We start from the raw sequence: 13,259 nt of genomic DNA, 5'->3' as shown, positions 1-13,259 counted from the left end.
CGAACTGAAAGGGAGGAGACGACCGTGGCGAGCCTGATGCTGGACAATGCGCTTGCGCGACTCGATAGCGCACTCGCGCAACTCGAGGCGGCTGCGCGCCGACGCATCGAGGCGGAGCGCGGACGGGCCAATCTCGAAACCGAGCTGACCTTGATGCAGGATGACAGGGCCCGGCTCGCAGCGGAGCTCGACGGCGCGATCGCGCGCGTCGGCCAGGTCGAAACCGCGGCGGGCGACGTCGAACGCAGGCTGGAAAAGGCTTTGGGCGCGGTGGGTGACGTGATCGCCCGCGCCGAGGCGCGCGAGCACTGAAGACGGAGGGCGTGATGCCGCAGGTGAATGTCACGATCGCGGGCAAGGCCTATCGCATGGCCTGCGGCGACGGCGAGGAAGCCCATCTCGAAGGGCTCGCCAATCTCTATGACGGCAAGATCGACGAAATGCGCCAGGCCTTTGGTGAGATCGGAGACATGCGTCTGCATGTGATGGCGGCGCTGATGGTTGCCGATGAGGTGTCGGAGCTCAAGGAGCGCGTCGCGACGCTGGAGAACATGCTCGCGGCTGTGCGTGGCGACGCCGGCTCGGCCGATCAGCGCCTGGGTGAGGTCGAGGAGCGCGCCGCGGAAGCACTGGTCACTGCAGCAGAGCGCATCGAAAGCGTGGCACGCAGTCTGATCCCGAGTCCGGTCGGCTGAAGCCGGCCACCTGACAGATGTGAGCTGGCCTGGCGCTGAAGGCGCTCCATGCGCCTGGTTGCGACGGCATGGTGTGCCTAGCCCGACCTGATCGACCGCGTGATCCAGGACGGACTGGCGTGGGCGGCGTGGCCGTAGGCGCGCGGGCGCGCCCCTTGCCGGAAGGCGTTGCGTCGGCGAAACAGCGCAGATGCAGCGCTATGCGATTTTCCTGAGCGGCCCGATCGGCGCCGGCAAGAGGACCCTCGGCGAGGCGCTTGCCGCAGAGCTCGGTGGCGGCTTCATCGACGGTGACGACCATTCGGATCCGGATCTGCCCTGGTATGGCTCAATCCTGCAGACGAGCCGATCCGTGGTCAGAACTGGCCTGAAGATCCTCGCGGTTCAGCCCTATGTCGTGATCGCCTATCCGCTGGGGTGCAGCACCTGGATCTTCTACAGGCGTCATTTCACGGACGCGGGCGTTCGCCCGCTCTTCACAGCCTGCGTGCCTCCTATGCGGGGATCACATCGGTGGCGCGGGGGCGCGCATTCGACGAGGAGGAGCATGAGCGCATCCGCGTCATGCTTCATGAAGGTTATGCGGAGCGTCCTTTCAGCGACCTGATCGTCGACACCGACCTGCTGCCGTTCGAGGCGACGCCGCAGCAGCTCACGCGGAACGTGCGGCAGTTCATCTCGGCGTGAACACAGCATCCTGTGCGCCGGCTGCAACTCGCCACTGGCGCTTTGCCGGCGCGCGTCTTACATAGCTCTGGCGGGGCTGCCCGGTGCGTGAGAGTATGTATTCCCGGGCCCATACGATCTCCTCGGGAGCTGTCCCTGACTGGGTCCCTGGACCCAGACATATGGCGCCCACCTACTTAGTAGGTGTCCCGGGATCGAAAACTCCACGGCCAGGGTGGCTCCGCACTTTCCCCATGCGCACTGACCATCAGATGACGCCGCCCCGCGGCAAGAGTGAGCTGCGGCTCGAGGCGCTCGCGCGCCGTGACGCGCTCGAGATCGATGACCGGCTCGAATGGGACCAGGCCATCGCCGCCGGTGCCCTGGCGCTTCCGGCGCTGGCTGCCGGCGGACCCGTCTCGGCGTATTGGCCGATGCGCTCTGAGGCCGATCCCAGGCCGGTTCTCGAAGCGCTGCACGCGCGGGGCGTTCCGCTTTGCCTGCCGGCCATCGTGAATGGCGCGATGATTTTCCGGAGCTGGGCGCCATGGGAGCCGATCGTGCCCGGCGGCTTCGGTACGCTCGTGCCCGAGCCGCAGCAGCCTCAGGCAAGGCCGAGTATCCTGCTTGTGCCGCTCGCGGCCTTCGATCGCCGCGGCTACCGCATCGGCTACGGCAAAGGCTACTACGACCGCACGCTCGCCGAGCTCGGAGCGGTCACAGCGATCGGCCTCGCCTATGGCGCGCAGGAGATCGCGGCTGTTCCCGATGAGCCTCATGACCGCAAGCTCGACTGGATCGTGACCGAGCGCGAAACCATTCGCTGCGGTTGATTCGCGTTCGCGTTCGCGTCAGTGAAGCGCTCCTTCTTCCTTCAGGGTTCCCGTCATGCGTTTTCTTTTCCTCGGCGACGTCGTCGGTCGCCCCGGTCGCATTGCGGTTCAGGAGCGCCTGCCAGGCCTGCGTGAGCGCTGGAAGCTCGACTGCGTCGTGATCAATGGCGAGAACTCGGCCGGTGGCTTCGGCATCACAGAGGCGATCTGCGATGAGTTTCTGGCCGCCGGGGCCGATGCCGTGACGCTCGGCAACCATTCCTGGGACCAGCGCGAGGCGCTGGTCTTCATCGAGCGCCAGCCGGCGTTGGTCCGCCCCGCCAATTATCCGCCGGGAACGCCCGGCCGCGGCGCGACCGTGATCGAAGCGCGCAACGGCGCGCGCGTGCTGGTCGTCAATGTGATGGGGCGGCTGTTCATGGACCCGCTCGATGACCCCTTCGCCGCGGTCGAGCGCGAACTCGCAGCTTGTCCGCTGCGCGAGGTCGCCGACGCCGTCATCATCGATGTCCATGCCGAGGCGACCAGCGAGAAGCAGGCCATGGCCTATTTCGTCGATGGCCGCGCCAGTCTCGTGGTCGGGACCCATACCCACGCCCCGACCGCCGATACGCGCATCCTGCCTGGCGGCACTGCCTACCAGTCCGATGCCGGTATGTGCGGAGACTATGATTCCGTTCTGGGCATGCACCGCGAAGAGCCGGTTCGCCGCTTCCTGCAGAAGGTGCCGGGCGCGAGGCTGGAGCCTGCGACGGGACCCGGAACGCTGTCCGGCGTGGCGGTCGATATCGACGACGCGACGGGGCTGGCCCGGGCGGTCTGGGCCGTCCGGCTGGGACCGCATCTGAGCGAGGCCATGCCGGAGGCGTGGGAGCGGGGCTGATCACCCCGCCCTGAACCGTTCAGACGGTACGGCCCTGACGGGCGAGATTCTCAAAGGCGGAGGTGAGCGACGAGGCTTGCTTCGCCAGGTTTTCCGCGACGCTCAGGACATCCGAGACATTGGCGCCGGCCGTCTGCGCCATCTCGCTGACCCCGCTGGCGGCTTGCGCGACTTCCTGCGTTCCGAGCGCGGCCAGGTTGACGCTGCGGGCAATTTCCTGCGTTGCGGCGCGTTGCTCGTCGATCGAGCCCGCGATCGTCACCGTCGTCTGCTCCATCTGCGTGACGAAGGCGACGATGCTCTCGATTGCCGCGACAGCCTCGCGCGTCGCCGCCTGCATCGCCGGCACCTGGGCCGCGATCTCGTCGGTTGCCTGGGCCGTGCGGGCCGAAAGTTGCTTCACCTCAGTAGCGACGACCGCGAAGCCGCGCCCGCTTTCACCGGCGCGCGCCGCCTCGATCGTGGCATTGAGGGCGAGCATGTTGGTCTGGGCAGCGATCGTCTTGATCATCTCGACCACGGCGCCAATGGTTTCGGCCGAATGCGCCAGGCTCTTGACGATGATGTCGGTCTTCATCGCGGCCGCATTGGCGTCATGCGCCATGTTCGCCGCGCGCGAGATTTCAGACGAGACATCGTTCAGCGAGATCGAGAGCTCTTCGGTTGCGCTGGCGACGTTCTGGACATTGGCCGATGCTTCGTCGGAGGCTTGAGCGGCGACGATGGCCTGCGTGCCGGTATCCTGCACGACGTTGCTGACGGCGCGTGCCATGGTCTCGACGCGGGCGGCGCCGGTGTTGACCGTGTCGACCACACCGCGAACCGTGACCTCGAAGGCCTCGATTTCGGCGCGGGTGCGCTCGCGGGTTTCGCGCTGGACCTCCGCATAGGTCTCGAGCAGCAGCTCCAGATCCAGCTGTACGGCCTTGTTGAGCGCGGCCCGCATGGCGATGCCCCGGACGAAACGCTTGTGCTGCCAGAAGCCGTTCAGCTTCTGGAGCCCGTCGCGGTCGACACCAAGTTCGGCGCCGATCGCGTTCGAGACGATGGTGTGGCAGATCGCGACCGCATAGACCGGAACACCGTGACGATGGAAGGCTGCGGCGAGGCTGCGGGCGGATTGGAGGTAGCCATCCCCAAGGTCGCCCGAGGCCAGCCTGATCCAGTGTGCCAGCCTGAGTTCATGAACCTCGGGGATTTTCAGTGCGTGACTGGTTTCCGGCCAGGGATCGAATTCGGCGTGCAGTTCCTGCAGCAACCCCGGTAGTCTCGCCTTGGCGAAGGCGGATTGCTGGTGCAACAGGGCGAGATCGTCGGCGCCGATCTGGAACGCGCGGAAGCGCATGTCCTGTTCCGCGATGGCTATGCTGGACATAGATTTCATGAGGTCGGGAGAGCTGCAATCTGGCAGGAGGGACTGGTTTGAGTTGAGCCTGACCCAGTTCGGCAAAGATTGGCTTAACGCTGCTCTTGCCGCGCTTCTGCCGTGGAAATGCGGTAGGAACATCGTCATTCAGGGCGAGCCGGCGGCTTGCCTGCCGGCAAAAGCCCCGCTTATAAGGCGCGGATTGCCTCGCCGGGCCCCCTTTGGTCCGCCTTGGCAGGTCCACTGTGACAAAAGAGGCTGACCTCGATGGCCGGGCATTCCCAATTCAAGAACATCATGCACCGCAAGGGCAAGCAGGACGCGGTGCGTTCCAAGCTGTTCTCGCGGCTCGCGCGCGAAATCACCGTCGCGGCCAAAATGGGCATGCCTGACCCCAACATGAATCCGCGTCTGCGCATGGCGGTGCTCGCCGCGCGCGCCGAAAACATGCCGAAGGACAATATCGAGCGCGCCATCAAGAAGGCGGCCGGCAATGACGGCGAGAACTATGACGAGGTGCGCTACGAGGGCTACGGCCCGGGCGGTGCTGCCGTCATCGTCGAGGCGCTGACCGATAACCGCAATCGCACCGCTTCTGCCGTCCGCTCCTACTTCACCAAGGCGGGTGGAGCTCTCGGCGAAAGCAATTCGGTCTCCTTCATGTTCAACCGCGTCGGCGAGGTGACCTACCCGCCGGAGGCCGGCGATGCCGACAAGGTCATGGAAGCGGCGATCGAGGCCGGTGCCGACGACGTCGTCAGCGACGAGAACGGCCACACCATCTTGTGCGGCTTCGATGCGCTGAACGAAGTCTCCAAGGCGCTCGAAGCCTCGCTCGGCGCGCCGGCCTCGGCCAAGCCCGTCTGGCGTCCGACGACGACCGCGCCGCTCGACGAGGAGAAAGCCGCTTCGATGATGCGGCTGATGGAGGCGCTCGACAATGACGACGACGTGCAGAACGTCTTCGCCAATTTCGAGATCGCCGACGAGATCATGGCGAAACTCGGCTCGTAAGGAGCTAGTGCATCCCGCCAATCATGGTCGGGCTCGTCCCGGCCATGACGCCTGCTCCTTCATCGCGTGGTGCAAGACGTGACTGCTCCCCTAGGAAGGCGAACATGGCGGTTCAACGCCCCAGTATTCCATCCCATAGCGGCAGGCTGACCAGCGCGCTGAGGAAGATCACGAGATAGGCGATGCGCCGGAACGTCTCCTCGGAGGCGATCCGGAAGGCATGCGTGCCGACCCAGAGACCGGCGCCGTAGATCGCAAACAGCGGTAGCGCCATCGCGAGCGATGCGGCCGTGATGATGCTTTTCAGCCAGAGCAAGACACCGCTGACCACGGTCGACAGGCCGAAATAGGTCTGGAGGTTGGCGCGGGCCTTGTGCCGGTCGTTGCGTTGGGCGCCGAGCCAGAACACGGCCAGCGGCATGCCGCCAATGCTGGAGAGACCGTTGAACAGGCCCGACAGCGAGCCGACGCCGAGCGAGAGCGGGATGCCCGGCTTGCCGTGATAGCGCCAGCCCGAGGCCATCAGCGTCACCGCGGCGAGAACGAGCCCGGCGACGATCCAGCGCATCGTCCTCGGCTCCAGCCAGGTCAGCAGCCAGAGCCCGAACGGCAGCGTCAGCGTCGCGGCGATTAGCAGCGGGATGACTTCGCTCCATTCGGCACGCTTGGCGGAGCGGGCCGCGATCGGCAGCGCGAAGGGTAGGTCGATCACCCAGATCAGACCCAGCGCTGCGACCGGACCCAGCACCAGGCTCGCCAGCGGCATGAAGACCATGGCGAAGCCGAAGCCGGTGAAGCCGCGGACCAGCCCGCCGAGCAGCGTTGCGCCGAGAAGGGTGGCTATCCCCGAGAGCGTGAGGCTGGGAAACAGCGCGGAAAGCAGGTCGGTCATCGGTCCGGGGAGGTCAGGCAGGCGGGGCAACCCACCATCACCCAAGTTCCGGCGGGATCAACTCTTTCCTTGTGATGGCATCGATATGTGCACGTCATCGATGCCATGAGGGTCGCGCGCCAGTTCTCCCCCGCCCCCCGGTGGGGACAACAGAGGCCGCCGGCATGTGGGCAACTGTGGAGATCGTCTGTCTCGAGTCCGTCTCGGCGTCCCTCTCGGTCAGTTCTGCTGCTGAAGCGGTGGAGCTTTCCATTTGCCGTTCAGCGCCGCCGGCTTCGGCCAGTACAGTCGCATGACCGCGAAGAACGGTCCCTTCGGCGCGGGCAGCCAGTTGGCTTCGCGCTCCGTGCCGGGAGACTCGTTCTGCACATGGATCGTGATCCCGCCGTCCGCGTCGCGCTTCAGGCCGGGCAGCATCGGCGAGTTGATCAGGTAATGGTTGATCGGGTTGGCATAGAGCAGGCTCGCCGGCAGCTCGTACATGGTCAGCGACCAGAAGGCGTTGACCGGCGGCAGCTGCCCCGGCGCAAAGCGCAGGGTGTAGCGCTTCGCCCCGTTCAGCGTCTGCTTGGCGGAATCGATGAAATAGGCGGGATAGAGCGCCTCCTGCTTCGCATTGCCGTAGATGCCCAGCACCGCCCCCGACATGCGCTGCATGTAGTCGTTCTTCAGGAAGGCGCGCGTTCCGAAGCCGTCCGAACTCGGCGTCTTTCCCGTGTCGATCTGGGTTTCCTTGTGCAGCTTGAACGCAGCCCAGCCATCGGCCATGCCGTCCTGCAGTGCCTTGCGCAGTTCAGGCGAGAGCGCATTCGCATCGAGGCTCTTTCCGCCACCGACACCGATCTTCGAGAAGCGCGCCATCAGCGCCCTTTCGGACGGATGCGTCGGGGCGAATTGCAGGATGAAATTCAGGACGTTGAAGGACTCGAGCGAGCTGCGCTCCTGCTCGGGCGTCAGCGGCTTGATGAAATCGACCGCGGGCGCCGGCGCTGGCGCCGGCCGTCCCAGAAACTGTGACAGCGGCTGCACCTTGTAGCCGGCCTGGACCGCCTTCACCTGGTCGATGTCATCAGGATTGAATAGTTGGGTCCGGTACAGCACGAAGGCGAAATCGGTCTCGGAGCGGATCACCTGCTTGATGCCCGCGGGTTTCTCGCCCTTCCATCTCGGCCCCGCCAGCAGATAGCTGCCCGCGCCGTTCCCGGTGGCGCGGCTGCCGACATAGGCGAAATCGAAGGTATATTGGTCGATGAACTGCAGGGCATAGTAGCGGCCCTTCTCGACCGCGGGCACCGTGAAGACGAGCGGCTCGGCGCGCAGGTCGGCGCCGACATAGGAATAGGGCGTGTCCGAGTTGGGCGTCTGGATCGCCTTGTCGTCGGGCGTATAGACCCGCGCGTTGTTGACGAGCGTGTTCCAGGGAGCCTTGAACTCGGGGCTGCTGCGATCGACGAAATAGGAATGCTGGATGCGGTAATTGTCGACGAGCGGGAAGCCATAGATCGTGGCTTCCTTGGCGATGGCGCGGGCTTCGGCGGGGGTAGGAGCTTGCGCGTGCGCCGTCAGTGCCAGCGGTGGCAGCAACAGGGCAAGCGATGCGGCGAGAGAGACGAAAAGCGACGTTCTCATGGCGTATTCCCCTGGATTTCTGCGCTGAGATCTTCTCGATAACGAAAAACGTCCGGGATGACCGCAGTTGACGAAGCATAGGGGCAAGCCGCGCGCAGCGTATAGAGGCAGGCCATGCTGCGCCGCATGCCCTGGCATTCCGGCAGCGCTCCTCAGTGGAACCTCGGTAATGGAGTACAAACCGTGTCCAGACTAGTGTGCGGGCATGGCACAAGCGATTCGGATTCTCGGCCTGGATCCCGGTCTCAGAAAGACCGGCTGGGGCATCATCACCAGCGAGGGGACCAAACTCTCCTTCGTTGCCTGCGGCTGCGTCGAAAGCGACGGAGCGAGCCCGCTTTCGGAGCGCCTGAAGCAATTGCATGACGGCATTGCGCGGGTGATCGGTTCCTTCAATCCCGACGAGGTCGCGGTCGAGGAGACCTTCGTGAACCGCGACCCGCAATCGGCGCTGAAGCTTGGCCAGGCGCGCGGCATCGCACTGGTCGTGCCGGCGATCGCCGGCCTCAGTGTTGCCGAATACGCGGCCAATCTCGTCAAGAAGACGGTGGTCGGCGTCGGCCATGCCGACAAGAAGCAGGTCCAGGCGATGATCCGTGTGCTGCTGCCGAAAGCCGAGACAAAATCTGCGGATGCGGCGGACGCGCTCGCCGTGGCGATCTGTCATTCACAGCATCGCGGCATGAGGGCGCTGGTCGCGCAGATGCGCGCAGCTTCGTGAGGCGCTACAGCTTGGACATGCACATGCGACGGAGCCTCTGATGATCGGCAAGCTCAAGGGGCTGATCGATTCCTATGGCGAGGATTTCGTGATCCTCGACGTACAGGGCGTCGGCTATGTCGTGCAATGCTCGTCGCGCACCTTGCAGCGCCTGCCAAAACCCGGCGAGGCGGCGGCGCTGGCGATCGAGACCCATGTCCGCGAGGACGCGATCCGGCTCTATGGCTTCCTGTCCGACGTCGAACGCGACTGGTTCCGGCTGATGCAGGTGGTACAGGGCGTCGGCGCCAAGGTGGCGCTCGCCATTCTCTCGACGCTGGAGCCCGGCGCGCTGGCGACGGCGATCGCGACCAACGACAAGGCAGCCGTGGCGCGTTCCCCCGGGGTCGGTCCAAAGCTGGCGCAGCGGCTCTGCGCCGAGCTCAAGGACAAGGCGCCCGCCTTCGGCCACATCGATCCCGGCGTGGTGCAGCTCGCGGGCGCACTGGAGGACAGGAAGCTGCCGCAAGCGGTGGCGGACGCGATCTCTGCCCTGTCCAATCTCGGCTATCCGCAGGCGCAGGCGGTGGCGGCGGTGGCCGCGGCCTCGAAAGCGGCCGGCGAGGGGGCCGGGACGGCACAGCTGATCAAGCTGGGCCTCAAGGAACTGGCGAAGTGAGCAATGCCGACGCCCTGATCGTCCGCGCAGTCGAGGATAAGAGCGAGCTGCTGCAGCTGATGCTGGTGGTCTGGGGCTCGCATAAGATGATGATCGACCTGCACACCTACGACGTCGCCGTGATCGATGCGCTCGGCCTGTTCACGGCTGCGGGGCAGACGGCCGCGCTGGCGAGCTGGACGCGACGCGACGAGACCGCCTATCTCTGCGCGCTGCATTCGCTGCGGCCGGGAGAGGGCGTGGCAGTTCAGATGCTGGCTGCCGTCAAGGCTGCCGCCCGGGCTGCGGGTGCCAAGAAGCTCAAGGCGATGCTGACCAATGACAACATGCCCGGTCTGACCTTCTATCAGCGCCAGGGCTTTCGCCTGTCGGGCCTCTATCCCGAGGCGATCGATCATTATCGCTCTGTGATTCCGACGATTATCAAGACCGGCTACAGGGACATCCCGGTGCATGACGCGCTGGAGTTGGAGATTGAACTGTGAGTGAACCCCGCCGCCTCGTGACGGCCGACCGTCGCGACGACGACAGCGAAACCTCGCTGCGGCCGCTGTCGCTGTCCGATTTCACCGGTCAGGCGGCGGCGCGCGCCAATCTCCAGGTCTTCATCAATGCGGCGCGCGCGCGGGGCGATGCGCTCGACCATGTGCTCTTCGTCGGCCCGCCGGGCCTCGGCAAGACGACGCTGGCGCAGATCGTTGCCCGTGAGCTCGGCGTGAATTTCCGCTCGACCTCGGGGCCGGTCATTGCCAAGGCGGGTGATCTCGCGGCGCAGCTCACCAATCTCGAAGAGCGCGACGTGCTTTTCATCGACGAGATCCACCGTCTGAACCCGGCGGTCGAAGAAATCCTCTATCCGGCGATGGAGGATTACCAACTCGACCTGATCATCGGCGAGGGACCGGCGGCACGCTCGGTCAAGATCGACCTGCCCAAGTTCACCCTGGTTGGCGCCACCACCCGTGCCGGCCTGCTGACGACGCCGTTGCGGGACCGTTTCGGCATTCCGATCCGCCTGCAATTCTACACGGTCGAGGAATTGCAGGGCATCGTTGCGCGCGGCGCCCGCGTGCTCGGCATCGGCATGTCGGATGATGGTGCCAACGAGGTTGCCCGCCGGTCCCGAGGGACACCGCGCATCGCCGGCCGGCTGCTCCGGCGCGTGCGCGACTTCGCCATCGTCGACGGCGATCCGGTGATCACGCGCTCGGTCGCCGACAAGGCGCTGCACCTGCTCGATGTCGACGGCATCGGCCTCGATCAGATGGACCGGCGCTATCTCACCACCGTCGCGATCAATTTCGGCGGCGGTCCTGTCGGGATCGAGACCATCGCCGCCTCGCTCTCCGAGCCGCGCGATGCGATCGAGGAGATCATCGAGCCGTTCCTGCTGCAGCAAGGCTTCATCCAGCGCACACCGCGCGGGCGCCTGCTGACGCCGCATGCGTTCCGGCATCTCGGCATGCCGGAGCCGAACCGCGAGGCCGCGCAATTCGGGTTGTTCGGGGACGAGGCCGAAGGCGAGTGATGCTGGGAATGCTGCGGAATCTTCTGCTCGCCGTCTTCGTCTCGCTCGTTGCGGGATTCGCCGCGCAATGGGCTGCCGCAGCCGAGTCCACGCCCGAAGCGACAGTCAAACAGGCCTATGCCGCCACCATCCGCAGTCTTGCCACCACCGGCCCGAGAGCGGCTCCGCCAGCATGGCGACCACCGCATCGCGACATGCTGATGAGCAGGTCACTCGCGGCCTTGTTCGCGCGCGACGACCTCTATCAGGATGAGAGCGGTGAGATGGGCAATATCGGCGCCGATCCTTTCCTCAATGGCCAGGATGGTGAGGTGAAGAACCTGCGCGTCGTGGCGACCGGGAAGCCGGCGGATGGGCTGGCGTTTGTCACCGCCAGCTTCCAGAGCCTTGGAAAGCCAGTGAAGGTACCATTCCGGATGATCTTGGAAGGCGGTGCCTGGCGCATCGACGATATCGGCACTGGCAGCGACAGCATCCGCGAGGCGCTGTCGCAACCCTATGAGTGCGGCTCCTTCATGAAGAAACCCTGCACGCGCTGAGGTCTGCTGCTACCGCGCGAATTTCGCTCGGTGCATCGCCGAGCGCTGGCCCGCATGGTCGAGCGCGCCGGATTTCCCTGCCTTGCTGCTCGGCACGGGCTTCATGCCTTTGCCGGCCTGCCGGCTCGCAGGCTGCGTCTTGGCGGCAGCCTGGCGCTGCTTCAGCGCCAGAGCCTTGCGGGCGAGGCTGCGCTGGCTGGGAGCGTGCAGCTTCTCGGTGCGACGCGTCCGCTCGGCGCCGACGCGCTTCAGCGCCGCGGTAAGGGCGTCGGCCTTGGCCTTTGTCCCGCTATTGTCGGAGGCGGGCCGGGCTCCCTGCGGCTCGGCCTTGCGGCGCATTTCGCGCCTTTGCTGCCGCGCAATGCCGCGAGCCCGGTCGCGGCGTTCACGGATCTGCTTGGCGAGGTCCTGCAAGTCGGCATCACTTGCCGCGCCGATCGTGCTGCGGCGGGTACGGGCAAAGAGCTGCAACTCCGATTTGTCGAGGAGGCGCTCGATTGCCTTGAGCGAAAGGGCCATACCAGTTCTCCTTGTGAGGCTGTCGACCAATCAACCTTAGCGAGGCCGGCAGGTTCCCGATAGCGCGGCGTCGCCAGGGCGCGGTGGTTGTTCCGCCGGCCATGCCCGGTCTAAAGGTCGGGAAACATCATCACGGAAATCCCGCAGCCATATGAGCGCCGTCCACCAGCTTCCCATCCGGGTCTATTATGAAGACACCGATTTCTCCGGTGTCGTCTATCACGCCTCCTATCTGCGGTTCATGGAACGCGGCCGTACCGAGCTGATCCGCGCGCTCGGTGTTGAACAGCGCGAGCTGTTCGACGGGGGCGCGGCGTTGGGTTTCGCAGTGCGCCGCATGACGATCGAATTCCTTAAGCCTGCCGTGATGGACGACATGCTGACCGTCGAGACCGTGGCGACTGCTGCGCGCGGCGCGACGATGGATATTGCCCAGCGCGTGCTCCGTGGCGAAGAGGTTCTGATCACCGCCGAGGTCAAGGTCGCCTGCGTCGGCGGCGGTCGGGCCCGGCGTATTCCCGACACGCTGCGCCACCGGCTGGGGCTCGAGGCGTGATGGGCGGCGAACACCGTCGACGCCATTCGCCTGCTATGTTAGCGCTCCTTACATGATCGGACGGCGGCCGGATTCGGAGCGACGCGGCTATCACCATGGCAACCTCAAGGAGGAGCTGGTGAAGGCGGCGCTCGAGCTGATCACAGAGAAGGGGGCGAACGGCTTCACCGTTGCCGAAGCCGCACGACTGGCCGGGGTCAGCCCGACGGCGCCCTATCGGCATTATCGCGACAAGGTCGAACTGATGGCCGATGTCGCGACGCGCGGCTTCCAGGCCTTCGAGGCGGCACAGTCGCGCGCCTGGAACGAGGGCAAGCCCAATGCATGGGCTGCGTTCCAGCGTCTGGGCCAAACCTATATCGCCTTCGCTCATGAGCAGCCGGCCTATTATTCCGCGATGTTCGAGGCTGGCGTACCACTCGATGCCAGCCCGGAATTGCGTCTCGCGGCGGATCGTTCCTTCCAGATGCTGCGTGCAGCCTGCGAGGGCCTGATCGCGACCCTTCCGGCGGGGCGCCGGCCGCCGGCGCTGATGATGGCGCTGCATGTCTGGGCGATGTCGCATGGTGTGGCAGCTCTGTTCGGACGAGCCGATGCAGGCCGCCGCTCGCTGCCGATGTCGGCGGCCGAATTACTGGAAGCCAATATGCTGATCTATCTGCAAGGGCTCGGCCTGTCGGCACCAGGGAATTGAAGCCGCCCCCGCCGCTTGACAGGCGTTGGGCGCGTTCCCATAATGTGTATGTGACTAACATACACA

General features: G+C 65.5%; 17 protein-coding genes and 1 other RNA gene. 14 read left to right on the top strand and 4 right to left on the bottom strand.

Features of this window, described 5'->3' with window-relative positions; translation table 11 throughout:
* Positions 1-24: 24 nt before the first annotated feature.
* From AB4099_RS03980 to AB4099_RS03955, 6 genes are all read left to right on the top strand, one after another.
* Positions 25-312, top strand: a complete 288-nt coding sequence (locus AB4099_RS03980) for a DUF4164 family protein (protein ID WP_371331978.1) — start codon at positions 25-27, stop codon at positions 310-312.
* Between the two features lie 14 nt (positions 313-326).
* Positions 327-695 (top strand): cell division protein ZapA, encoded by a 369-nt coding sequence (locus tag AB4099_RS03975; RefSeq protein ID WP_069879404.1) that lies wholly within the window; start codon positions 327-329, stop codon positions 693-695.
* A gap of 513 nt (positions 696-1,208) precedes the next feature.
* Positions 1,209-1,382, top strand: coding sequence for a hypothetical protein (locus AB4099_RS03970; RefSeq protein WP_441477102.1), 174 nt, complete (start codon positions 1,209-1,211; stop codon positions 1,380-1,382).
* A 70-nt stretch (positions 1,383-1,452) separates the two neighbouring features.
* A non-coding RNA gene (gene ssrS, locus AB4099_RS03965) (6S RNA) lies at positions 1,453-1,607 on the top strand.
* A 26-nt stretch (positions 1,608-1,633) separates the two neighbouring features.
* The gene (locus AB4099_RS03960; protein ID WP_441477101.1) at positions 1,634-2,194 is read left to right on the top strand and encodes a 5-formyltetrahydrofolate cyclo-ligase; all 561 of its coding nucleotides are present in this window, start codon (positions 1,634-1,636) and stop codon (positions 2,192-2,194) included.
* Positions 2,195-2,249: 55 nt separating this feature from the next.
* A complete protein-coding gene (locus AB4099_RS03955) occupies positions 2,250-3,077 on the top strand; it encodes a TIGR00282 family metallophosphoesterase (protein WP_441477100.1) in 828 nt (275 codons plus the stop codon).
* 19 nt (positions 3,078-3,096) lie between these two features.
* On the opposite strand, the gene AB4099_RS03950 is transcribed toward AB4099_RS03955, so the two are convergent.
* Entirely contained in the window at positions 3,097-4,422 is a 1,326-nt protein-coding gene (locus tag AB4099_RS03950) for a methyl-accepting chemotaxis protein (protein ID WP_441477099.1), read from the bottom strand.
* A gap of 288 nt (positions 4,423-4,710) precedes the next feature.
* On the opposite strand from AB4099_RS03950, the gene AB4099_RS03945 reads away from it, so the two are divergent.
* Entirely contained in the window at positions 4,711-5,457 is a 747-nt protein-coding gene (locus AB4099_RS03945) for a YebC/PmpR family DNA-binding transcriptional regulator (protein WP_441477098.1), read from the top strand.
* 112 nt (positions 5,458-5,569) lie between these two features.
* Here the strand turns inward: AB4099_RS03945 and AB4099_RS03940 are convergent, their stop codons facing one another.
* Both AB4099_RS03940 and AB4099_RS03935 read right to left on the bottom strand, forming a co-directional pair.
* Positions 5,570-6,349 (bottom strand): sulfite exporter TauE/SafE family protein, encoded by a 780-nt coding sequence (locus tag AB4099_RS03940; protein WP_441477097.1) that lies wholly within the window; start codon positions 6,347-6,349, stop codon positions 5,570-5,572.
* A gap of 219 nt (positions 6,350-6,568) precedes the next feature.
* The gene (locus tag AB4099_RS03935; protein WP_441477096.1) at positions 6,569-7,978 is read right to left on the bottom strand and encodes a DUF1254 domain-containing protein; all 1,410 of its coding nucleotides are present in this window, start codon (positions 7,976-7,978) and stop codon (positions 6,569-6,571) included.
* A gap of 205 nt (positions 7,979-8,183) precedes the next feature.
* Between AB4099_RS03935 and ruvC the strand changes: the two genes are divergently transcribed.
* From ruvC to AB4099_RS03910, 5 genes are read left to right on the top strand one after another with little or no spacing between them, the layout of a single operon-like run.
* Entirely contained in the window at positions 8,184-8,699 is a 516-nt protein-coding gene (gene ruvC / locus AB4099_RS03930) for a crossover junction endodeoxyribonuclease RuvC (protein ID WP_113513318.1), read from the top strand.
* 40 nt (positions 8,700-8,739) lie between these two features.
* The gene (gene ruvA, locus AB4099_RS03925) at positions 8,740-9,357 is read left to right on the top strand and encodes a Holliday junction branch migration protein RuvA (RefSeq protein ID WP_069879414.1); all 618 of its coding nucleotides are present in this window, start codon (positions 8,740-8,742) and stop codon (positions 9,355-9,357) included.
* Complete coding sequence (locus AB4099_RS03920) at positions 9,354-9,842, top strand: hypothetical protein (protein ID WP_441477095.1); 489 nt, start codon at positions 9,354-9,356, stop codon at positions 9,840-9,842. The genes ruvA and AB4099_RS03920 overlap by 4 nt, the downstream gene beginning before the upstream one ends.
* Positions 9,839-10,885 carry a Holliday junction branch migration DNA helicase RuvB gene (gene ruvB, locus AB4099_RS03915; RefSeq protein WP_441477094.1) on the top strand — a complete coding sequence of 349 codons (1,047 nt, stop codon included), beginning with the start codon at positions 9,839-9,841 and terminating at the stop codon, positions 10,883-10,885. Before AB4099_RS03920 ends, ruvB begins: the two co-directional genes overlap by 4 nt.
* A gap of 8 nt (positions 10,886-10,893) precedes the next feature.
* Entirely contained in the window at positions 10,894-11,424 is a 531-nt protein-coding gene (locus tag AB4099_RS03910) for a DUF3828 domain-containing protein (RefSeq protein WP_441477093.1), read from the top strand.
* 9 nt (positions 11,425-11,433) lie between these two features.
* Here AB4099_RS03910 and AB4099_RS03905 read toward each other — a convergent pair whose 3' ends face one another.
* Positions 11,434-11,943: a hypothetical protein gene (locus AB4099_RS03905; RefSeq protein WP_441477092.1), complete on the bottom strand. Its 510-nt coding sequence runs from the start codon at positions 11,941-11,943 to the stop codon at positions 11,434-11,436.
* A 151-nt stretch (positions 11,944-12,094) separates the two neighbouring features.
* On the opposite strand from AB4099_RS03905, the gene ybgC reads away from it, so the two are divergent.
* Both ybgC and AB4099_RS03895 read left to right on the top strand, forming a co-directional pair.
* Positions 12,095-12,499, top strand: a complete 405-nt coding sequence (ybgC, locus tag AB4099_RS03900; protein WP_441477091.1) for a tol-pal system-associated acyl-CoA thioesterase — start codon at positions 12,095-12,097, stop codon at positions 12,497-12,499.
* Between the two features lie 52 nt (positions 12,500-12,551).
* Positions 12,552-13,193, top strand: coding sequence for a TetR/AcrR family transcriptional regulator (locus tag AB4099_RS03895; protein WP_441477090.1), 642 nt, complete (start codon positions 12,552-12,554; stop codon positions 13,191-13,193).
* The last annotated feature ends 66 nt before the right edge of the window (positions 13,194-13,259 follow it).

Source organism: Allobosea sp. 2KB_26, from assembly GCF_052115715.1.
Taxonomy (GTDB): domain Bacteria; phylum Pseudomonadota; class Alphaproteobacteria; order Rhizobiales; family Beijerinckiaceae; genus Allobosea.
This window is presented reverse-complemented; position numbering and strand designations above follow the sequence as displayed.